The sequence below is a fragment of the Streptosporangium sp. NPDC048047 genome (assembly GCF_040653115.1).
GTDB lineage: Bacteria > Actinomycetota > Actinomycetes > Streptosporangiales > Streptosporangiaceae > Streptosporangium.
This window is the reverse complement of record NZ_JBEZNH010000005.1, coordinates 170,469-190,298: the sequence shown is the minus strand read 5'-3', so window position 1 is coordinate 190,298 and position 19,830 is coordinate 170,469. Positions and strand designations below refer to the sequence as shown.

General features: G+C 71.4%; 19 protein-coding genes. 4 read left to right on the top strand and 15 right to left on the bottom strand.

Translation table 11 applies throughout. The features are described from left to right. Positions 1-3: 3 nt before the first annotated feature. Together AB0D67_RS06660 and AB0D67_RS06655 are read right to left on the bottom strand one after the other, a co-directional pair. The gene (locus AB0D67_RS06660; RefSeq protein WP_189246045.1) at positions 4-342 is read right to left on the bottom strand and encodes a P-II family nitrogen regulator; all 339 of its coding nucleotides are present in this window, start codon (positions 340-342) and stop codon (positions 4-6) included. Beyond that, on the bottom strand, positions 339-1,652 hold the full coding sequence (locus tag AB0D67_RS06655) for an ammonium transporter (protein WP_362930664.1): 1,314 nt from the start codon (positions 1,650-1,652) through the stop codon (positions 339-341). The genes AB0D67_RS06660 and AB0D67_RS06655 overlap by 4 nt, the downstream gene beginning before the upstream one ends. A gap of 261 nt (positions 1,653-1,913) precedes the next feature. Between AB0D67_RS06655 and AB0D67_RS06650 the strand changes: the two genes are divergently transcribed. Then, the gene (locus AB0D67_RS06650; RefSeq protein WP_362930662.1) at positions 1,914-2,846 is read left to right on the top strand and encodes an iron-siderophore ABC transporter substrate-binding protein; all 933 of its coding nucleotides are present in this window, start codon (positions 1,914-1,916) and stop codon (positions 2,844-2,846) included. Positions 2,847-3,398: 552 nt separating this feature from the next. Here the strand turns inward: AB0D67_RS06650 and AB0D67_RS06645 are convergent. From AB0D67_RS06645 to AB0D67_RS06635, 3 genes are all read right to left on the bottom strand, one after another. Beyond that, positions 3,399-4,217, bottom strand: a complete 819-nt coding sequence (locus AB0D67_RS06645) for an alpha/beta fold hydrolase (protein WP_362930660.1) — start codon at positions 4,215-4,217, stop codon at positions 3,399-3,401. Positions 4,218-4,350: 133 nt separating this feature from the next. Continuing rightward, positions 4,351-4,809: an ATP-binding protein gene (locus AB0D67_RS06640; RefSeq protein WP_362930658.1), complete on the bottom strand. Its 459-nt coding sequence runs from the start codon at positions 4,807-4,809 to the stop codon at positions 4,351-4,353. After that, positions 4,806-5,093 (bottom strand): hypothetical protein, encoded by a 288-nt coding sequence (locus tag AB0D67_RS06635; RefSeq protein WP_362930656.1) that lies wholly within the window; start codon positions 5,091-5,093, stop codon positions 4,806-4,808. The genes AB0D67_RS06640 and AB0D67_RS06635 overlap by 4 nt, the downstream gene beginning before the upstream one ends. A gap of 229 nt (positions 5,094-5,322) precedes the next feature. On the opposite strand from AB0D67_RS06635, the gene AB0D67_RS06630 reads away from it, so the two are divergent. After that, positions 5,323-6,180, top strand: coding sequence for a helix-turn-helix transcriptional regulator (locus AB0D67_RS06630; protein WP_362930654.1), 858 nt, complete (start codon positions 5,323-5,325; stop codon positions 6,178-6,180). Next, positions 6,173-6,373 (top strand): DUF397 domain-containing protein, encoded by a 201-nt coding sequence (locus tag AB0D67_RS06625; RefSeq protein ID WP_362930652.1) that lies wholly within the window; start codon positions 6,173-6,175, stop codon positions 6,371-6,373. The genes AB0D67_RS06630 and AB0D67_RS06625 overlap by 8 nt, the downstream gene beginning before the upstream one ends. Positions 6,374-6,417: 44 nt before the next feature. Here AB0D67_RS06625 and AB0D67_RS06620 read toward each other — a convergent pair whose 3' ends face one another. From AB0D67_RS06620 to AB0D67_RS06600, 5 genes are all read right to left on the bottom strand, one after another. Next, the gene (locus AB0D67_RS06620; RefSeq protein WP_362930650.1) at positions 6,418-8,229 is read right to left on the bottom strand and encodes an IucA/IucC family siderophore biosynthesis protein; all 1,812 of its coding nucleotides are present in this window, start codon (positions 8,227-8,229) and stop codon (positions 6,418-6,420) included. After that, on the bottom strand, positions 8,226-8,777 hold the full coding sequence (locus tag AB0D67_RS06615) for a GNAT family N-acetyltransferase (protein ID WP_362930648.1): 552 nt from the start codon (positions 8,775-8,777) through the stop codon (positions 8,226-8,228). The genes AB0D67_RS06620 and AB0D67_RS06615 overlap by 4 nt, the downstream gene beginning before the upstream one ends. Further along, positions 8,774-10,087 (bottom strand): lysine N(6)-hydroxylase/L-ornithine N(5)-oxygenase family protein, encoded by a 1,314-nt coding sequence (locus tag AB0D67_RS06610; protein ID WP_362930646.1) that lies wholly within the window; start codon positions 10,085-10,087, stop codon positions 8,774-8,776. Before AB0D67_RS06610 ends, AB0D67_RS06615 begins: the two co-directional genes overlap by 4 nt. Before the next feature lie 29 nt (positions 10,088-10,116). Continuing rightward, a complete protein-coding gene (locus tag AB0D67_RS06605) occupies positions 10,117-11,604 on the bottom strand; it encodes an aspartate aminotransferase family protein (protein WP_362930644.1) in 1,488 nt (495 codons plus the stop codon). A gap of 313 nt (positions 11,605-11,917) precedes the next feature. Beyond that, the gene (locus AB0D67_RS06600) at positions 11,918-12,523 is read right to left on the bottom strand and encodes a TetR/AcrR family transcriptional regulator (protein WP_362930642.1); all 606 of its coding nucleotides are present in this window, start codon (positions 12,521-12,523) and stop codon (positions 11,918-11,920) included. Positions 12,524-12,665: 142 nt separating this feature from the next. Between AB0D67_RS06600 and AB0D67_RS06595 the strand changes: the two genes are divergently transcribed. After that, positions 12,666-13,844 carry a cytochrome P450 gene (locus AB0D67_RS06595; RefSeq protein WP_362930640.1) on the top strand — a complete coding sequence of 393 codons (1,179 nt, stop codon included), beginning with the start codon at positions 12,666-12,668 and terminating at the stop codon, positions 13,842-13,844. A 230-nt stretch (positions 13,845-14,074) separates the two neighbouring features. On the opposite strand, the gene AB0D67_RS06590 is transcribed toward AB0D67_RS06595, so the two are convergent. From AB0D67_RS06590 to AB0D67_RS06570, 5 genes are all read right to left on the bottom strand, one after another. Then, positions 14,075-15,013, bottom strand: a complete 939-nt coding sequence (locus AB0D67_RS06590; protein WP_362930638.1) for a sigma-70 family RNA polymerase sigma factor — start codon at positions 15,011-15,013, stop codon at positions 14,075-14,077. 252 nt (positions 15,014-15,265) lie between these two features. Then, positions 15,266-16,405, bottom strand: a complete 1,140-nt coding sequence (gene hutI, locus AB0D67_RS06585) for an imidazolonepropionase (RefSeq protein ID WP_362930790.1) — start codon at positions 16,403-16,405, stop codon at positions 15,266-15,268. A 104-nt stretch (positions 16,406-16,509) separates the two neighbouring features. Continuing rightward, complete coding sequence (locus tag AB0D67_RS06580) at positions 16,510-17,868, bottom strand: formimidoylglutamate deiminase (RefSeq protein WP_362930636.1); 1,359 nt, start codon at positions 17,866-17,868, stop codon at positions 16,510-16,512. After that, complete coding sequence (locus tag AB0D67_RS06575; protein ID WP_362930634.1) at positions 17,856-19,034, bottom strand: allantoate amidohydrolase; 1,179 nt, start codon at positions 19,032-19,034, stop codon at positions 17,856-17,858. Before AB0D67_RS06575 ends, AB0D67_RS06580 begins: the two co-directional genes overlap by 13 nt. A gap of 83 nt (positions 19,035-19,117) precedes the next feature. Next, the gene (locus tag AB0D67_RS06570; RefSeq protein WP_362930632.1) at positions 19,118-19,804 is read right to left on the bottom strand and encodes an SDR family oxidoreductase; all 687 of its coding nucleotides are present in this window, start codon (positions 19,802-19,804) and stop codon (positions 19,118-19,120) included. Between the last annotated feature and the right edge of the window lie 26 nt (positions 19,805-19,830).

The window sequence follows — 19,830 nt, the reverse complement described above, 5'->3', positions numbered from 1 at the left end:
GGGTCAGAGCGCCTCGGGGCCGCGCTCGCCGGTGCGCACCCGCACGACGGCGTCCACCGGGACCGACCAGACCTTGCCGTCGCCGATCTTCCCGGTCTGCGCGGCCTTGACGATCACGTCGATGACGTCCTCGGCGTCGTCCTCCTCGGCGAGCACCTCCAGGCGGACCTTGGGCACCAGGTCCACCTGGTACTCGGCGCCCCGGTAGACCTCGGTGTGGCCGCGCTGCCGGCCGTACCCGCTGGCCTCGCTGACCGTCATGCCCTTGATGCCGAACTGTTCGAGGGCGGCCTTCACGTCGTCGAGCTTGAAGGGCTTGATCACGGCGGTGATGAGTCTCATGCGTCCACCTTCTTGGACACCGGGGCGGTGGCCGCGCCGTTGGGTGAGGCCACGCCGGAGGAGTGGATGGTGCCGAGGTCGTACCCGGTCTCGGCGTGGGTGGTGACGTCGACGCCCGCGACCTCCTGCTCCTGCGTGACGCGGAAGCCCATCGTCCTGTCGATGACCTTGGCGAGGATCCACGAGACGACGAAGGAGTACAGACCGACGGCGACCGGGCCGAGCACCTGGACGCCGAGCTGGGAGATCGGCCCGCCCAGCAGGACGCCCTTGGCCTGGCCGTCGGCGAACGGGTAGGCCGCGACGAAACCGAGCGCCACGGCGCCGATGACACCGCCCACCAGGTGCACGCCGACCACGTCCAGGGAGTCGTCGTAGCCCAGCCTGTGCTTCAGGCCGACCGCGTAGGCGCAGACGGCGCCGGCGATCGCGCCGATGACGAACGCCGCCCAGGGGTCGACGAAACCGCAGGCCGGGGTGATGGCGACCAGGCCCGCGACGGCGCCGGAGGCGATGCCCAGGCTGGTGGAGTGGCCGTCGCGGAGCTTCTCGGCCACGATCCAGGCGCCGGCGGCGGCCGCGGTGGCGATCTGGGTGTTGATGAACGCCAGGCCGGTGGTGCCGTCCACGGCGAGCTCGGAGCCGGCGTTGAAGCCGAACCAGCCGAACCACAGCAGCCCGGCACCCAGCAGGACGAGCGGGAGGCTGTGCGGCCGCATCGGCTCCCTGCCCCAGCCGACCCGCTTGCCGATCACGAGCACCACCGCCAGGGCCGCGGCTCCGGCGTTGATGTGGACGACCGTGCCGCCGGCGAAGTCCTCGATGCCGAGGTTGCTCAGCCAGCCGCCGCCCCACACCCAGTGGGCCACGGGGAAGTAGACGATGCTCACCCAGACGGTCGCGAAGACGACCCAGGCGCCGAACTTGACGCGGTCGGCGAGCCCTCCGCTGATCAGGGCCACAGTGATGATCGCGAAGGTCATCTGGAACATGGAGAAGACGAGGCTCGGCATGCCGGTGCCGTCGTCCTTGGTGGCGGTGTCCGCCAGGCCGGACAGCCCGAGGTTGTCGAGGCCACCGACGATCTTGTTGACGACGCCGGAGCCGGCCTCGTCGAAGGCCAGCGAGTGGCCGTAGAGGACCCAGGCGATCGTCGCGACGATGATGCTGACCCACGACATCATCATCATGTTGAGAACGCTCTTGGCCCTGGTCATGCCCCCGTAGAAGAACGCGAGGCCCGGAGTCATCAGCAGCACCAGGGCGGCGGCTGTGAGCATCCAGGCAGTGGTGCCGCTATCGATCTTCATTCGACGCGACCCTCCCTTACACATGGCGTATGGCCGTCTCAAGGTCGCAGTGGACGCTTCTGGGCTTCGTTGACCGGCCGCGCACTGACGTTGGCCCACAGCCTGGTGGCGCACGGTTTCAGCGCTCGTGCACGGGTGTTTCGGGCCTGTGAAACCCGGGCGCGCGGTGTTTCGGTCGCGTTTCGGGCAGGCGGGTTCCTGACCGGGAGATGACCGCATCTATAGTTAGGCTTGCCTTACCTTATGAACCGAGGGGAACCCATGTCCTTCCGCCTGGTCAGAGCCGCCGCCGCGGTTCTGCTCTCGACCGCCGCCCTTGCCGCCTGCGGCTCCTCCGGCAGCGGGGATCAGACCGCCGAGGGCCCCACCCGGACGGTCAAACACGCGATGGGCGAGACGAAGGTGCCCGAGACGCCCAAGCGGGTCGTCGTGCTCGACACCGACAAGCTGGACAGCATGGTCTCCCTCGGCCTGTCCCCGGTCGGCGCGGCCCAGGCGGACGCGAGCCAGAAATGGCCGAAGTACCTGGGCTCCGCCCTGGACGCGACGAAGGCGGTCGGCACCCTGCAGGCGCCCAACATGGAGGCCATCGCCGCCCTCAAGCCCGACCTCATCCTGGGCTCGAAGTTCCGCCAGGAGCAGTTCTACGCCAAGCTCAGCCGGATCGCGCCGACGGTGTTCACCGAGAAGGTGGGATCCACCTGGAAGGAGAACTTCCTCCTCGACGCCGACGCGCTGGGGAAGAAAGCCCAGGCGGAGAAACTCCTGGCCGACTACCAGGCCCGGGCGCGCTCTCTGAACGGCTCGGACGCGGGCACGGTGAGCATCATCCGCTTCATCCCCGGCACGATCCGGATGTACGGTCCCACGTCGTTCAGCGGCATCGTCGTCGGCGACGCGGGCTTCGCCCGCCCCGAGCCCCAGCAGCTGAACGGCGCCGCCGACCGGCGCTTCGCCGAGCTGAGCCAGGAGAACCTCTCCCAGGCCGACGGCGACGTCCTCTTCTACTGCGCGTACGGCGAGCAGGCCGCGCAGGCGCAGGCGTCGGTGACGGCCGGGCCGCTCTGGAAGAACCTGAAGGCGGTCGAGAACGGCACGGCTCACAACGTGGACGACGAGATCTGGATGACCGGGATCGGCGTCACCGCGGCCGGGAAGATCCTCGACGACCTGGAGAAGTACGCCAAGCCCTGATCCCGTACGGCGTGGGGTTTCCCGCCGAGCCGTACGGGGGTGCGTGTTCCGGTGGGGTTTCCCGTCTGGCCGGTCGGGGGTTCGCGCTCCGGTCTCTTCCCGGGCTGGACGACCGCGCGCGCTGCGGTGGGTGGGTGTTCCGGCCGGCGCTGTGGCCGGGCTCTGGTGTTTCCCGGCCTCCGGCCTGGTCTCGGGCGCGGTGGTTGCGGGCATTTTGAAGCCGGCCGGAACACCCACCCACCTCCGCGCCATGTCTGCTTCGCCTGTACGGATGACCCGCCGTAGTTTCTCGCTTTCCGGCGGCCTACGGTCCTCGCCGACGCTGAAGCATCCTCCTCTCCCTGTTCAGGGTGGATCGCCGTAGCCTTGCGGCCACACTGACAGGGGAGAGCGCAGAACCGGACGCCGTAGCTCCTCACCACCGGGCCGCCCACGGTTCCCGCCGTAGCCGCTCCTTTACGGTTCCGACGGCTCCGGGTGTCATCCACGGCACCATCGCGGGGGCGCGGAAGGCGGAAAAGGAACGTAGAGAGCGGGTGCGGGGAACGGTGGTCAGCGAGAAGAGTCCACGGTGGAGAGGAAGTCGAGGAGCAGGGCGTTGACCCTGTCCGGGGCCTCCAGCTGCATCCAGTGACCCGCGCCGTCGACCCGCTCGTAGCGCCACGGTCCGGTGACGTGCTCCTGGGTGAGGAGCATCGCCCTTTCGGTGAGGAACCGGTCGCCGCTGCTCCACACGCCCATGACGGGCACCGGCGGCAGCTTGGCGATCCTGCCGGACGGCATGCGGCGCAGCCCCGTACGGTAGATCGCCAGCGATGAGGTGAGCGCGCGGGGGTCGCGCATGCGCGCGACGACCTCCTCCGCGTCGGGGTGCCCCATCCACCGCCGCATGGCCGCGAAGTCGTCGCGGCTGAGCCACCGCTCGGCGACGCCCGGGAACTGGAACAGCAGCATGTACCAGGAGCGCCTCCACTGCGTCGGGCCGGCCGCCGTCAGCGTGGCGGGGTGGCCGACCGACATGCAGGTGAGGCTGAGCGTCCTCTGCGGCGCCGCGACGGCGGTGAGCTGCACGATGGGCGACCCCCAGTCGTGGCCGACGAGATGGGCCCGCTCCACGCCGAGGTGGTCCAGGATCCCGAGCAGGTCCCCCACGTAGCGGGAGAGGCGGTAGTTCTCCAGCCCCTCCGGTTTGGCCGAGGCTCCGAAGCCCCGCAGGTCGGGGGCTATCGTGCGGTACCCGGCGGCGTTCAGCGCGGCCACCTGGTGCCGCCAGCAGGCGTGGGTGTCCGGGTAGCCGTGCAGCAGCACGACGTCCGGCCCCTCCCCGCTGACCTGGACTTCAAGCTCCGTGCCGTTGACGTCCACACGCATCGCATGCCTCCGCAGGGGATTTCCGAGACCTGAATGTCCACGGTCGCACCCTTCCCCGTGCCGTGGAATCCGACGCGCGGAGCCCGGAGGAAGGAGTGGAGTGCCCCGTCGTACGGAGTCCTCCCGGCGGCGATCAGCCCGGCAGGCGGAACCAGACGGCGGTGCCGTCCCGGCCGTCGCGGACACCCCACTCGGCGGCCAGAAGCTCGACCAGCAGCAGGCCGCGTCCGCCGTCGCTGTCGGAATCGGCGGCGCGGACGAAGGGGACACTGTCGGCCGAGCCGTCGTCGATGACCTCGACGTGCAGGGCGTCGTCGACGACGCCGAGGCAGACGGTCACCGAGCCGCCGGGGATGCGCCCGGAGTCGGAGTGGACGACGGCGTTGGTGACGACTTCGCTGAGCAGCAGCAACGCGTCGTCGAGAAGGCAGGGGGCGATGGCCCCGGCCAGGAGGGCGCGCGTCCAGGCACGGGCACAGGCGACCGAGGAAGGCGCGGCGGGGAAGTCGGCGTGACCGAGCGCCCGCAGGACGGCCCAGTGCGACGAGGCGCCACGCTGCCGTTCGTAACGGCAGACCGGGACCGGGCTCATGCGGACGCCGCCGTGGCGATGATGTCGGCGACGTTGTCCGCGTCCGCCCACACCGACCGGCCGGGCCGCCACAGCCGCGCCCACCAGGGCCGCCAGACGAAGAACCAGCCGCGATCACGGCGGACGGCGGTGATGCGCACCCGGCTCCGGCGGCCCGAGAAGACCTCCAGCACCGGCGGCCCGGTGACCGGCAGGACGAGCGAGGTGCACACCCCCAGAGACTTCAGGTCCCAGCTCAGCCGCACCAGATGAATGAACTGGATCTGCGGGTCCCCTCGGCCCATGTGAACGACCTCCTTCATTGCGATGGTTCGTACGGTGACGTTCGAAAGACCTCCGTACGCGAACGGTGCCCCACTTTCCGTTCCATGCGCAATCAGTCATCGAGCAAGAGCGGAGAGTAGCTGAAGCCATGTTGATGCCGCTCAGTGCAGACTGTCAATGCACTGTGCAAGTCGAGTTTGATCCAAGCAAATGCCGGTGATCCCGTGATGGTTCCGTCACACTGGGCGCATGTCGCCGTTCCAGAGCCCTACCGTGCGGCTGCGCCGCCTCGCCCGTGAGCTGCGCACGATGCGCGAGCGGAGTGGGCTGAAGCCCGAAGAGGTCGCGGCCCGGCTCGGGTGGAGTCGCAGCAAGGTGAGCCGGATCGAGACCGGCCGCACCAGGGCGAGCTCCGCCGATGTGGCCGACATCTGTGATCTGTACGGTGCCGATTCCCCAGTCCGCGCCGGCCTGATCCAACTCGCAAAGGATGTCCGCCAGAGGGGCTGGTGGGCGGCGTACGCCGACGTCTTCACCGGGTCCTACATCGGACTGGAAGACGAGGCGGTCCTGATCCGCCAGTGGGAGGTGCAGCTCGTCCCCGGTCTGCTCCAGACCGAGGATTACGCCCGCGCCGTAATCAGCGCCGGACGACCGGAACCTCATGACACCGGCGATGTCCAGCGGCGGGTCATGGCGCGAATGGCACGGCGTACGCTGCTCAGCCGATCGGATGCGCCACAGCTGCATACGGTGCTCGACGAAGGGGTCATCCGGCGCCCCATCGGGGGATGGGAGGCGATGTGCGGCCAGTTGGACGCACTGCAAGCGGCGGCCCGGCGCCCCAACGTCACGATCCGCGTCCTCCCGTACAGCGCCGGAGCACACGCGGGACTGGAAGGCGCGTTCACCATCCTGTCATTCGCTGAGGACATCGATCCTGATGTCGCCTACGTCGAGGGGACGGCGGGTGACGTATATGTCGAAAGCTCGGAGCACGTAGATCGTTATAAAATGGCATTTGCTCGCATCTGCGACGCCGCCCTACCTCCGGAGGACTCCGCGAGGTTGATCACCGAGGTGAAAGGACGGCTGGCCCATGACTGACCTGTCGGACGCCCGCTGGCGCAAGAGCAGCATCAGCGGCAGCGGCAACAACTGTGTCGAGATCGCCGACAACCTCCCCGGAATCGTCGCCGTCAGAGACAGCAAGGACCCCCAGGGCCCGGCGCTCATCCTCTCCCCCGGCATCTGGCGATCCTTCGTCGACGCCGTCGGGAGCGGCGGGTTCGACGGGTAGGGGCGGCGCCGTACGGCCCGGCCGCCCCTGCGAGCCGTACCGGTCTATCGCCCGGGCTCCACGGCCGGGGCCGTGTCCGCCCGGCGGGGTGCGAAGCCGGCGATCGGGTTGCGCAGCGTGCCGACCAGCTGCAGCGCGGCCGACGGGTCGGCGAGGTCCACCATCTGCCGGTTGTCGCGCAACTGGAGCCGGTTGAGACAGGAGCGCGCGAACTCCGCCGCGAACAGGTCGTGGCGGGCGAATCGATCGGCCAGGTGAGGGGCGCCTTCCTGGTACGCGAGAGCGCATTCGGCCACCGTGCCCCAGAACTCCTCCTGGGTGAGCAGCCCCCGTTCGGCGAGGATGACGTTGAGGTAACGCAGGAAACCGTCGAACACGTCGGTGAAGACGGACAGCAGCCGCAGGTCCTCCGGCACGTCGGCGCGGATGCGCTCGACGTCCTCGGGCAGGGGCGTTCCGGCGTCCATGACGGCGATCTCCTCGGCGATGTCCTTGAAGATCACCCGGTTCACCGCGTCGTCGGCGAGCACCAGGATGACGTTCTCGCCGTGCGGCATGAACGCCAGGCCGTACGCGTAGAACGCGTGCAGCAGCGGGGTGAGGTAGGCGTCCAGGTAGCGGCGCAGCCATACCCGTGGCGGCAGTCCGGAGCGTTCGACGAGCGCCGCGGCCAGGGAATGGCCCTGCTGGTCGACGTGGAGCAGCGAGGCCATGGTGGCGAGCCGCTCGCCGGGCCGCAGCGACGGCACCGGGCTCTCGCGCCAGAGCGCGGCGAGCATCTTGCGGTAGGGCGAGTAGCGGTCGGTTGCCGCCTCGAACTGCCGGTGCCGGTAGCCGATCGCGGCGCGTTCGCGCAGGATGGTGAGCCCGCTCGCCCGGAACGCCTCGTCGCCCGCGATCAGCTCCGCCAGCCAGTCGTTGACGGCGGGGGTGGCCCGCATGTACGCCGCGGACAAGCCGCGCATGAAGCCCATGTTCAGCACCGACACGGCGGTCTTGACGTAGTGCCGCGCCGGGTCGGAGACGTTGAAGAAGGTGCGGATCGACTGCTGGGCCACGTACTCGTCGGGTCCGCGGCCGAGGAGGACCAGCCGCCGGGTGGCGAGCTCGCCGGCGAAGGTCACCGCCAGCCTGTTCCACCACTGCCACGGGTGCGCCGGAAGGAGCAGGTAGTCGGCCGGGTCGAGGCCGAGGTCGGTCAGGGTGGCGGCGAACGCGGCGACGGTGTCCGCGCCGAGTTCGCCGCGGACATGGCGGTCGTAGTCGGTGTCCGCGCTGCAGGTGAACGTGGCGTGGTCGCGGTGCGCGGCCAGCCAGACCAGCCGGACCGGTGCCGCCACCTCCGGCGCGTACCGGTGGTAGTCGTCGGCGCCGAAGCCGATCCGGCCGTTGTTCGCGACGAAGCCGGGGTGTCCCTCGGTCATTCCGGACTCGATGGCCTGGAAGTCGGCGGCGGCCAGTTCCCGGGCGCACCGGGCGCGGTGGCCGAGCTTCCAGGCGCTGCCCGCCAGGGTGGCGGTGATCTCCTCCAGGTACACCGGCAGGATCTCGTCGCGCAGGCCGAGCGCGCCACGCATGTCGAGGCAGAGGTCCAGCGCGTCCAGCGGCAGTTCGACGCCGTCCCGGTGCCGCGTGACGCTCCCGGCGTCGATCTCCCAGTGGTCGAGGGCGTACATACGGGCGGTGAACCGGTACTCCACCGAGCCGTCGTCGCTGCGGACCGAGAAGCCGTCGCCGTCGGGGACCGGGGTCAGCAGCCGCTCGTGGGCGAACTCGGCGAGCGCCTTGCGTACGAGCAGCCGGTTGGCGCGCTCCCAGTGTGAGGGGTCGAGGTGGGCGGTGGCGGCGCTGGTCACGTGGATACTCCGGTGGCGGCGAGGAACTGCGCGCGGGTGCACGCGCTGAGCAGTGCGGTCTTCTCGGGCTTGGCGATCGGGCCGACGACGGTGAAGCCGACGGCGGCGTTGAGGGCGTGTACGGCGGTGTTGCGGACGTCGGGTTCGACGACCACCCGCCGCACGGCGGGGTCGGCGAAGAGCCAGGCCATCACGGTGGTGATCACCGCGCGGGTGAAGCCGTGCACCGGCGTCCCGGCCGGCGCGGTGAGGAAGTGCATGCCGACGTCGCCGTCCTCGGGCTCGTACAGCCCGGCCAGCTCGACGTGCCGGGGGTCGTAGCGTTCGGCCAGGAACGCCGGCTCACCGCGGTACAGGCCCAGGTGGGCCTCGTGGTGCGGATGCGCGGCGATGCGCCGGTAGTCGGCGGCGACGGCGGTCACGTCGGCGTCCTGCATCATCCAGTACACCGCCTTGGGGTGCGTCACCCAGCGGTGCAGGAGTCCGATGTCGGCCTCGACGTCGAGCGGGCGCAGCGAGTACTCGCCGCGGACGAAGGCGGCGGTCATGCCGGCGCCTCCGCCGGTGTCCCCGTCGGCGCCTCCGCCTGCGCGCCGAACTCCTGGAAGGCGATGCGCCTCTCGATCGGGTAGTGCTCGCGGCCGAGCAGCTCACGCACGATCGACGCGTTGCGGTAGGCGCCCATGCCGAGGTCCGGCGAGGTGACGCTGTGCGTGTGCGTCCCGGCGTTCTGCACGAAGACGCCGCGGCCGGTGACGTCGATGCTGTAGTTGCGGGCCACGTCGTAACGGCCGGCCGCGTCCCACCGGATCCGGTCGCGGATCGGCTCCAGGAACGCCGGTACGGTGTGCCGGTATCCGGTGGCCAGCACCAGGGCCTCGGTGGTCAGCGTGAATTCGCGCCCCTGCTCCTCGTGGCGCAGATCCAGGGTGTACGTGCCGGTGGCCCTGTCGTGGGCGGCGCCGGTCAGTGCGGTGCCGGTCAGCAGGCGGGTGGGCACCGGCCGGTCGACGCTCTTGGCGTACAGCAGGTCGTAGATGGCGTTGACCAGTTCGGCGCTGATCCCCTTGAACAGTCCCTTCTGCTCGCTCTCCAGGCGGTACCGGGTCGGCTCGGGCAGCGCGTGGAAGTAGTCGATGTAGTCCGGTGACGTCATCTCCAGCGTCAGCTTCGTGTACTCCAGCGGGAAGAAGCGCGGCGACCGGGTGATCCAGTTGAGCTGGTATCCGCCGGTGTCGATGGTGCCGAGCAGGTCGTGGTAGACCTCGGCGGCGCTCTGCCCGCTGCCGACGACGGTGATGCTGCGCCTGCGGCGCAGGGCGTCGCGGTGCGTCAGGTACGCCGAGTTGTGCACCACGTCGCCGTCGAGGTTCCGGCAGGCCTCGGGGATGTGGGGTTGCGTCCCGGTCCCGAGGACGAGACGCCGGGCGCGGTACGTGTGCCGCTCGCCGGCCTGGACGATGTAGAGCTCGTCCCGGTCGTCGTAGCGCACCTCGGTCACGGCCTGGCCGAAACGCACGTTGCCCAACCGGTCCGCGGCCCAGCGGCAGTAGTCGTCGTACTCGCTGCGCAGCGGGTAGAAGTCCTCCCGGATGTAGAAGGGGTAGAGGCGTCCGGACTGCTTGAGGTAGTTGAGGAACGAGTACGGCGACGTCGGGTCGGCGAGGGTCACCAGGTCGCAGAGGAAGGGCGTCTGCAGGTGTGTGCCGTCCATCATCATCCCGGTGTGCCAGCCGTAGTCCGCCCGCGGGCGGGCCTCCAGGAACAGCCCGTCCAGCCCGGCGATCGGCTCGGTCAGGCAGGCCAGCCCCAGGTTGAACGGGCCGAGTCCGATCGCGATGAAGTCGTGGGCCGGCATGGCGGGTCTCCCGGTGGTCGGGTGGCGGGTCACGAGGCGGTGCAGGCGAGCATCGGGCCGATCGCATGTTCGACGTACCGGCCGGCGTGCTCGGCGGTGAGTTCCACGACGGCGGCGATGTCGTCGATCGTCGTCTCGGGGTTGAGCAGGGTGAACTTGAGGAAGTGCCGGCCGTCGACCGTGGTGCCCGCGACCACCGCGTCGCCGGAGGCGGCCAGCGCCGCCCGGGCGTGCAGGTTGGCCTCGTCGGCGTACGCACGCCCCGGCCCGGCCGGCAGGTAACGGAACACGACGGTGCTCAGCTGCGAGCGCGTGACGACCTCGAAGCGGGGATCCTCGCTGAGCAGGCTCCAGGCGGCCGCGGCACGATCCACCACGTCGTCGAAGAGCTCGCCGATCGCGTCGGCGCCCATGACGCGCAGGGTCATCCACAGCTTGAGCGCGTCGAAGCGGCGGGTGGTCTGCAGACTCTTGTTCACCTGGTTGGGAATGCGCTCGGCCACCGTACGCTCGGGGTTGAGGTAGTCGGCGTGGTAGGTGGCGTGCCGCAGGACGCGGCCGTCGCGCACCAGCAGCGCGCTGGAGCTGACCGGCTGGAAGAACGACTTGTGGTGGTCCACGGTGACCGAGTCGGCCCGCTCGATGCCGTCGAGCAGGTGGCGGCGGGTGCGTGAGGCCAGCAGCCCGCATCCGTACGCGGCGTCGACGTGCAGCCACACGCCGGTCGCCGCGCAGCGCCGGGCGATTTCGGGCAGCGGGTCGATCGAGCCGAAGTCGGTCGTGCCGGCGGTGGCGACCACGGCCATGACGGTGAAGCCGTCACGGCGGCAGCGCTCGAACGCGCGGTCGAGCGCCGCCGGGCGCATCCGCCGGTCCGCGTCGACCTCGACGGTGACGACCGCGTCGGGGGGCAGGCCGAGCAGCTTCGCCGACTTCTGCACGCTGAAGTGACCGGCGGCGGAGGTCAGGACGCGTAGCCGTGGCAGCGTCTCCGCACGCGGCGACCCGGACGCGGCGAGCGCCTCTTCCCGGGCCAGCAGCAGGGCCTGAAGGTTGGACTGGCTGCCGCCGCTGGTGAAGACGCCGTCGGCGAGCGGGCCGAGGCCGATCCGCTGGGCGGTCCAGTCGATCAGACGTTGCTCGATCAGGGTTCCGCCCGCGCTCTGGTCCCAGGTGTCCAGCGAGGAGTTGACCGCGGACAGCACCGTCTCGCCCAGCAACGCCGGGATCACCACCGGGCAGTTGAGGTGGGCCAGATAGCGGGGGTGGTGGAAGTACACCGCGTCGCGCAGGTACACGTCGCCCAGCTCGTCCAGGGCGGCGGCCGGGTCGCCCAGGGGCCGGTCGAGGTCGACCGCGGCCACCTCGAGGGCGAGGTGCTCCGGGGCGATCCCGGTGAACGGCCGGTCGGTCCCGGCGATGTGGGCGGCGACACGGGCCGCGCCGTCGGTGACCGTGCGCAGGTACCGATCGGCCGTGGCGTTGCTGAGCAGGTGCTCACGGGCGGCGGGCGGCATCGAGTTCTTCCTCCGGGGGCTGCGAGGGATCAGGCGGAAGCGACCGGACGACGACGGACGGACGGATGGACGCCTGCCGGCAAGGTCATCCTTAGTTAGGTTAGGTTAACCTAAAAAAGATCTCCCGAGGAAGGCTCCTCTCCGATGAGAGCAATCCCGCGGAGGGACTTTCCCCGATGGGAGCGACAGGACGTTCCGCCTGGATCAGTCCGGGCTGCCCGCGATCCTGACGCTGGAGGTGGAGTGCGACCGGGCGCTGCGGGCCGCCGAGGGAGCCGGGCCGCTCGGCGGCACCGAAAGGGCGACGGGCGGTTCAGGGAGCGCGCAGGGCACGCAGGGCGAGGTCGAAGCCGCGGCGCATGGACACCCAGAAGCGCTCCTCCGGCTCGCCCAGGTCCATGCTGGCGAGCGCGGCCCCCTGGACGGCGCCTATCACCGAGCCGACCGCGGCGGCGGCGGCGACCGGGTCGAGATCGTCGGGATAGACCTTCACCAGGACCGCCGCCATCTCCTTCTGCAGCTCGAACATCATGTGCAGCGCCTTCGCCTGGAGGGCGGGTACCGTCATGACCAGGCGGGTGTAGGTCTCCATCAGCTCGGGGTCGTCCGCGCCCGCCACCAGGTAGTCGGCCAGCAGCCTGTCGTACATCCGGGTCAGCAGGTCGGGGAGGCTCTCCCCCGGACGGCGGCCGGCGAGCACCTCCAGCAGGACCGCGTTGCGCTCCCGGGTGTCGGCGAACAGCACGTCCTCCTTGCTGGGGAAGTGGTTGAAGAACGTCTTCGTGGCCACGTCCGCGGCGGCCGCGATCTGCGCGACGGTCGTCTGCTCATATCCCTGCTCGCCGAACAGCCTGATCGCCGCCTCAGCGATCAGCTGCCTGGTCTGCCGCTTCTTACGCTCGCGCCGTGACTCGTCCACGCACTCACTTTACATGCAAACTACGCTTACTCTCATTGCACTCTTACACTTGATGTAGTTTCATGAGATCGCGGAGGCCGGAACACGATGGCCTCCGAGAGACGACGTGGGCGACCCCTGTCGCCCGGTGAGGACGGCGAAGATGCCGACAGAGCCCCTGACCTTCCCCATGACCTCCTCCGGTCCGTTCGACCCGGCGCGGGAGATCCTGGCGATGCGCGGCGAGCGGCCGATCGCCCGGGTTCGCTTCCCGGACGGCAGGCTCGGCTGGATGGTCACCCGGCACGCGACCATCCGCGCGGTCCTCGCCGACCCCCGGTTCAGCGCCCGGCAGGAGCTGCGCAACAGCCCGTTCAGCGCCGCGGAGATCCCGCCCGCCCTTCCCGGCATGTTCATCGGGATGGACGACCCGGACCACGCCCGCTACCGGCGCCTGCTCACCGGGCAGTTCACCGTACGCCGGATGCGACGGCTCACCGCCCGCGTCGAGCAGATCGCCGAGGAACAGCTCGACCGGATGGAGGCGGCCGGCCCCCCGGCCGACCTGGTACGGGAGTACGCCGCGCCGGTTCCCGCCCTGGTGATCTGCGAGCTGCTCGGCGTGCCGGGCGACTACCGCGAACGCTTCCAGGCGGACGTCACGAAGCTGATCCGTCAGGACGCCACCCAGGAGGACCGGCAGCGGGCGATGGCCGACGTCGGCGGCCACCTCGGCGAGCTGGTGCGACGCAAGCGGACCGAGCCCACCGACGACATACTCGGCGGGCTCGTCGCGGACGCCGGGCTGACCGACGAGGAGCTGGCCAACATCGCGTTCATGCTGCTGGGCGCGGGTTTCGACACCACGACGAACGTCCTGGGGCTCGGCGCCTTCGCCCTGCTGCTGAACCCCGGGCGGATCCCGGCGCTCACCGACCCGGAGACCGCCGACGGCGCCGTGGAGGAGCTCCTGCGCTACCTCCCGGTCGTCCCGGGGACGATCCGCGCCGCCCTGGAGGACGTCGAGGTCGAAGACGTCCTCGTCCGGGCCGGCGAGAGCGTCATGGTCTCGATTCCCGGCGGCAACCGCGACCCCGAGCGCTTCCCCGACCCCGACACCCTCGACCTCACCAGGTCCGCGACCGGCCATCTCGCCTTCGGGCACGGCGTCCACCAGTGCCTCGGCCAGCAGCTCGCGCGGGTCGAGATCCGGGCCGGCTTCTCCGCGCTGTTCCGGCGCTTCCCCGACCTGAGGCTGGCCGTACCACCGGAGAAGGTCCCCCTGCGCGACGACATGATGATTTTCGGGGTCCACGAGCTCCCCGTCACCTGGGGGCCGTGATCCCGGTGGGCCGGCCCCTGTGGCGACCACGGCGGGAACCGCGAGCAGCCCGTAGGAGAGCGACCACCGGCGGGAACCACGAGCGGCCCGGAAGCGAGCGGCTACGGCCCGGCCCTGCGCCCTCCCCCGCCGGTGCGGCCGCAGAGCCACGGCGATCAGCCCTGAGCCCCGCGACGAAGCGACGTGAAAAGGCCCGGTTCCAGAAGGAACCGGGCCCGATGGGAACGGGGTCAGGCCGCCATGGCCATCTTCCGCAGGCGGGCCAGCGCGTCGCGCTCGATGCGGCGGGCGCGGTCGCGGCCGATGCCGTAGCGCTCGCCGACCTCGGTGAGGGTGTGCTCACGGCCGTCCATGAGGCCGTACCGCCAGCGGAGCATCTCCCGGGTCTGCCCCTCCAGACCGGTCAGCCACTGCTCCAGGCGCTCGCGCTCCAGGATGTCCATGGCCTGCTGCTCAGGGTCGGCCCACGTCTCGTCGGCGATCATGTCGCCCAGCTCGGTCTCGTCCTCGTCGCCCACGCCGAGCTGCAGGGACACCGGCTCGGAGGCCCAGCGGCGCAGCTCGCGGACGCGCTCGATCGGCAGCTCCAGCACGGTGGCCAGGTCGGCGTCGGTCGGCTCCTGGTCGAACTCGGCCAGCATGTCGCGCCGGACCCTCATCAGCCGGGTCATCTGCTCGCCCGCGTGGGTGGGCAGCCGGACCGGGCGGGCCTGCTCGTGGATGGCGCGCCCCACCGACTGGCGGATCCACCACGTGGCGTAGGTGGAGAACTTGTAACCCCGGCGGTAGTCGAATTTCTCGACCGCCCGCACCAGGCCCAGGTTTCCTTCCTGCACCAAATCGATCAGCGGCATTCCCCGGCCGGAGTATTTGCGCGCGACCGCCACCACAAGACGTAGATTGGCCTGGATGAATTCGTCCTTGGCCCGCTGCCCGGAAACGGCGATCCGTTCCAGTTCCTCGTCGGCCGCGTCCCCGATCCGCGGTTCCGGCAGCCCGCCGTCCAGCAACTGCTCCGCGAAGAGGCCCGCCTCGATGCGCTTGGCGAGCTCCACCTCCTCCTCCGCGGTGAGCAGGGGAACCCGCCCGATCTCAGCCAGGTAGGTTCCGAGCAGGTCCCGATCCGAGACCTGCTGCTCCTGCGTCCGATTCCCCGTCGGCCTTGCCATCCGATGGCACCTCGCTCCGCCTGCTTATGGCGTGCCCACGCATTCGCTCAACGCCCCGCGTGCACGGACACACCGCTTGTCTGATCAACGCTCGGACCGGAGCAAAGATTCCCTAAAGAAGTACGCCTGGAGAATGGTTTTGGATTTCCTCCTCAAGGAGGATGCCGTCCCCGGGAACGACGTCCGCGCGCGTGGTGTCACACCCCCCGCCGCTGCCCACGTCTCACGGGTCTCAAACCAGACGACCGGGTCTCAAACCAGACGAAGCCCCTCCTTCCAGACCTGTGTCACCAGCGGCACCCCGGGCCGGTAGGCGAGGTGGACGTAGGACGGGGCGTCCAGGATCACCAGGTCACCGGCGGCTCCCGTCCGCAGCACCCCGACGTCGTCGCGGCGCAGGGCCCTGGCTCCGCCGTACGTGGCGGCCCGGACCGCCTCCAGCGGCGTCATCCGCATCTCCCGTACGGCCAGCGCGACGCAGAACGGCATGGACGAGGTGAAGGAGGAGCCGGGGTTGCAGTCGGTGGCCAGCGCGACGGTCACCCCGGCCGCGAGCAGCCGCCGGGCGTCCGGGTACGGCGAGCGGGTCGAGAACTCCGCGCCCGGCAGCAGGGTGGCGACGACCCCCGCCGAGGCCAGGGCATCGACGTCCCCGTCCGTCAGGTGGGTGCAGTGGTCGGCCGAGGCGGCGCCCACCTCGGCGGCGAGCCGCGCTCCGGGCCCCTCGCCGAGCTGGTTGGCGTGGACGCGCGGCAGCAGCCCGGACTTCATGCCCGCCAGCAGGATCTCCCGGCTCTGTTCGGCGTCGAACGCGCCGCGCTCGCAGAACACGTCCACCCACCGGGCGTACGGCGCGCAGGCCGCGAGCATCTCCCCGGTGACGACGCGGACGTAGTCGTCGGCGGACGGGGCGTCCGGCGGCACGACGTGGGCGCCCAGGAAGGTGGTCTCGGCCGTGAACCGCCGGGCGATCTCCAGGGACCGGCGTTCGTCGTCGACCGTGAGGCCGTAGCCGCTCTTGATCTCGACGGTGGTGGTCCCCTGGGCGAGCATCTCGGCGACCAGGGCGGCCGCCCGCCCGGCCAGCGTGGCGTCGGTGGCGGCGCGGGTCGCCGCGACCGTGGTGCGGATGCCCCCGGCGGTGTAGCGCTCGCCCGACATGCGGGCGGCGAACTCGGCGGTGCGGTCCCCGGCGAAGACGAGATGGGCGTGGCTGTCGACGAATCCGGGGACGACGCAGCGCCCGCCGGCGTCCACGCGCTCGTCGGCGGCGGGCGCCTCACCGGAGGCTCCGATCCACGCCACCCGGCCGTCCTCGACGACCAGCGCGGCGTCCGCGATCTCCTCCCGCTCCGGGTCGCCCGTGTAGAGCAGCCCGATCCGGTGGAACAACGTGCTCCGCGTTCTTCCTGCCACCCCGCTCACCCGCTCCGCACCGGCCACCCCGCTCACCCGCTCCGCTCCACCGGCCGTGCCGGCCGAACCCGCCGCCCCGTTCACGCCCCCTCCCCGCGGGCCGCCGCGATCGCCTCGCCCAGCATCGCGCCGACGTCGCCCAGGACGTGCCGGCCGTCCTCGACGACGCGGCGGCCGCCCGACACCACCGAGTGGACGTCCGCGGCCGACGCGGCGAAGACCACGGTCTCCGCCAGGTCGCGCGCGGGCGTGCCCGCCGTACGGACCGAGTCGAGACGGACCGACACCAGGTCGGCCCACGCGCCCGGCACGAGCATGCCCGCGTCGGCGAAGCCGAGCGAGGAGTGGCCGTCGGCGGTGGCGGCGCACAGCAGCTCGGCGGCCGTCCAGTGGCCGCGCTGCTCGCTGACCAGCCGTTCGTCCAGTTCCACGGCGCGCGCCTCCTCGAACAGGTCGATGACGGCGTGGCTGTCGGAGCCGAGGGTGATCGGCGATCCCGCGTCGCGCAGCCTCCGGGCGGGCCCGACGCCGTCGGCCAGGTCGCGCTCGGTGGTGGGGCACATGCAGACGTGGGTGCCGGACTGGCCGAGCAGCGCGATGTCGACGTCGGACAGGTGGGTGGCGTGCACGGCGGTCGAGCGGGGGCCGAGGACGTCGTGCTCGCACAGGACCTCGACCGGGGTGGCGGCGTAGGTCTCCACGCAGGCGGAGTTCTCGCCGCGCTGCTCGGAGACGTGGGCGTGGGCCGGGACCGCGTGGTGCGCCGAGAACGCGCCGATCACCGGCATCTGCTCGGCGGGGACGGCGCGCACCGAGTGGACGGCCACGCCGATCTCCACGTCCTTCTCGCCGCGATAGGCGGCGAGCAGCGCCTCGGCCCGCGCCGCCCACCGTTCGGCGTCGCCGTCGCCGAACCGCCGCTGGACGCCGGTCAGGGGGGTGCCGATGCCGCCGGTCAGGTAGCAGGTGTCCAGCAGCGCGATGCGCAGGCCCGCCTCCCGCGCCGCCCGCACGAGGGCGTGCCCCATGACGTTGGGATCTTCGTACGGCCTGCCGCCGGGCGCGTGGTGCAGGTAGTGGAACTCCCCGACGCAGGTGATCCCGGCCAGCGCCATCTCGGCGTACACCGCCCTGGCCAGGGCGAGGTAGGAGTCGGGGTCGAGCGCCGCGGCCAGGGCGTACATCTGCTCGCGCCAGGTCCAGAAGCTGCCCTTCTCCCGCTGGGTGCTCCCGCGCAGGGCGCGGTGGAAGGCATGGGAGTGGGCGTTGGCCAGGCCGGGGAGGGTCAGCCCGGTGAGGCGGACGGCCCCGGCGGGCGGCTCGGCCACGCCGGGGACGACATCGGAGATCATCGAGCCGGTGACGGTGACGAGCACGCCCTTCACCGCCTCTCCCGGGGGCAGCCAGGCCAGCTCGCACCAGTAGTTCAGCTCCGGCACAGGTCCTCCAGCACGTCGGCGAGGGCGGCGACCCCCGCGTGGCAGTCGGACGTCTCGGCGTGTTCGTCCGGGGAGTGTGAGATTCCCGTCGGATTGCGCACGAACACCATGGCGCTGGGAACGCCCGCGGCGGCGAGGATCCCGGCGTCGTGCCCGGCGCCGGTCGGCAGCGCGGGGGCGCCGCCGAGGACCGCGGCGAGGCGGTCGCGCAGGTCCGTGTCGAAGTCGACGACGGGGGTCCACGACTCGGCGCTCACCTCGGCGCCGGAGGAGCCGGCCAGTTCGGCGACCAGTGCCCGGACGGCGTCCTCCGCCTCGCCCCGGGCGTCGAGCCAGGCGCTGACCAGGCCGGGCACGGCGTTGGCGTTGCCGGGCGAGACACGCACCTTGCCGAAGGTGGCGAGCACCCCGGCGCGTTCGGCGGCCTCGCGGGCCAGCAGGACGGTCCGGGCGAAGGGCAGCATGGGGTCGTCGCGGTCGGCCAGGCGGGTGGTGCCGGCGTGGTCGGCCCGTCCGCGGAAGTCGAAGCGCCAGCGGCCGTGCGGCCAGATGGCCGAGGCCACGCCGACCGGGGCTCCGGCGTCGACCAGGCCGCGGCCCTGCTCGACGTGCAGCTCCACGAAGACCCCGATGTGCCGGAGCGTCTCGTCGTCCCGGCCGAGGGCTCCGGGGTCGCGTCCGGCCCGGCGGAGCACCTCGGCCAGCGAGTCGCCCTCGTCGTCGGTCAGTCCGCGGGCACGGTCGGGGTCGAGGACACCGGTGAGGAGCCGGGATCCCACGCAGGGGACGCCGAACCTGGCGCCCTCCTCGTCGGTGAAGCAGGCGACGCCCAGCGGGCGGGCGGGTTCGGCGCCCCTGGCGCGCAGCGCGTCGAGGGCGGCGAAGGCGGAGACGACGCCGAGGGGGCCGTCGAAGGCGCCGCCCTGCCGTACCGAGTCCAGGTGGCTGCCGGTGACGACGCCGGGACGGGCGGACGGGTCGCCCCACCAGGCCCAGAGGTTGCCGTTGCGGTCCTGGCGCAGGTCGAGGCCGCGCCGCTCCGCCTCCTGGCGGAACCACTCGCGCAGCTCCCGGTCGGCGGGAGACCACGCGTCGCGCAGGTATCCGCCGGTGCGGCCGTCACGTCCGAGGTGCTCGATGGCACCCCACATCTCGTCGAACACCATCCCATTATGTGAATGAAGCCATTCATTTGCGAGCCCTCATCTCCCCCGGGCGGCCCGATCTCCCCCGGGCGGCTCGCGAGGCGTCAGGCGACGGGGCGGACCGCCGGGCGGAGGGTGATGTCGGTGAGGTGCGCGTCGGGCGAGGCGGTCACCGCCGCCAGCACCGCGCGGGCCACCGACTCCGGCGTCAGGTATCTCTCCGGCTCGTAGGCCCCGTTCTCCTGGGCCCGGACCCCGCGCTGCATCTCGGTGTCGATGCGCCCGGGGTAGACGGTGGTCACCCGCAGGGCGGGCTCCTCCTGCCGGAGCACGTCGGCGAAGGCGCGCAGCGCGAACTTGCTGGCGGCGTAGGACCCCCAGGTGGGGTTGGCGTTCAGCCCGGACCCCGAGTTGATCGCCACCACCTGGCCGTGGGCGGCGCGCAGCGCGGGCAGCAGCAGCCGGGTCAGCTCGGCCACCGCGACGACGTTGACCTCCATCGTGCGGCGCCACACCTCGGCGGGCGTCTCCTCGATCCGGCCCAGCGTCACCACGCCCGCGCTGTGCACCAGCACGTCGAGCCGGTCGATCCCGGCGACGTCGGCCTCGGTGACGGCGGTGAGCTCCACCTGCCAGGGCCGCGCGCCGGGCAGCTCGGCGCACAGCTTGCCGAGCGCCTCGGCGTCGCGGCCGCCGAGCAGCAGATCGTGGGTGGGGGCGAGGGCACGGGCGACGGCGGCCCCGACTCCCCGGGAGGCTCCTGTGACCAGTGCGGTCGGTCGTGCGGACATGCGGGCCACGTTACTCCGGGCCCGCC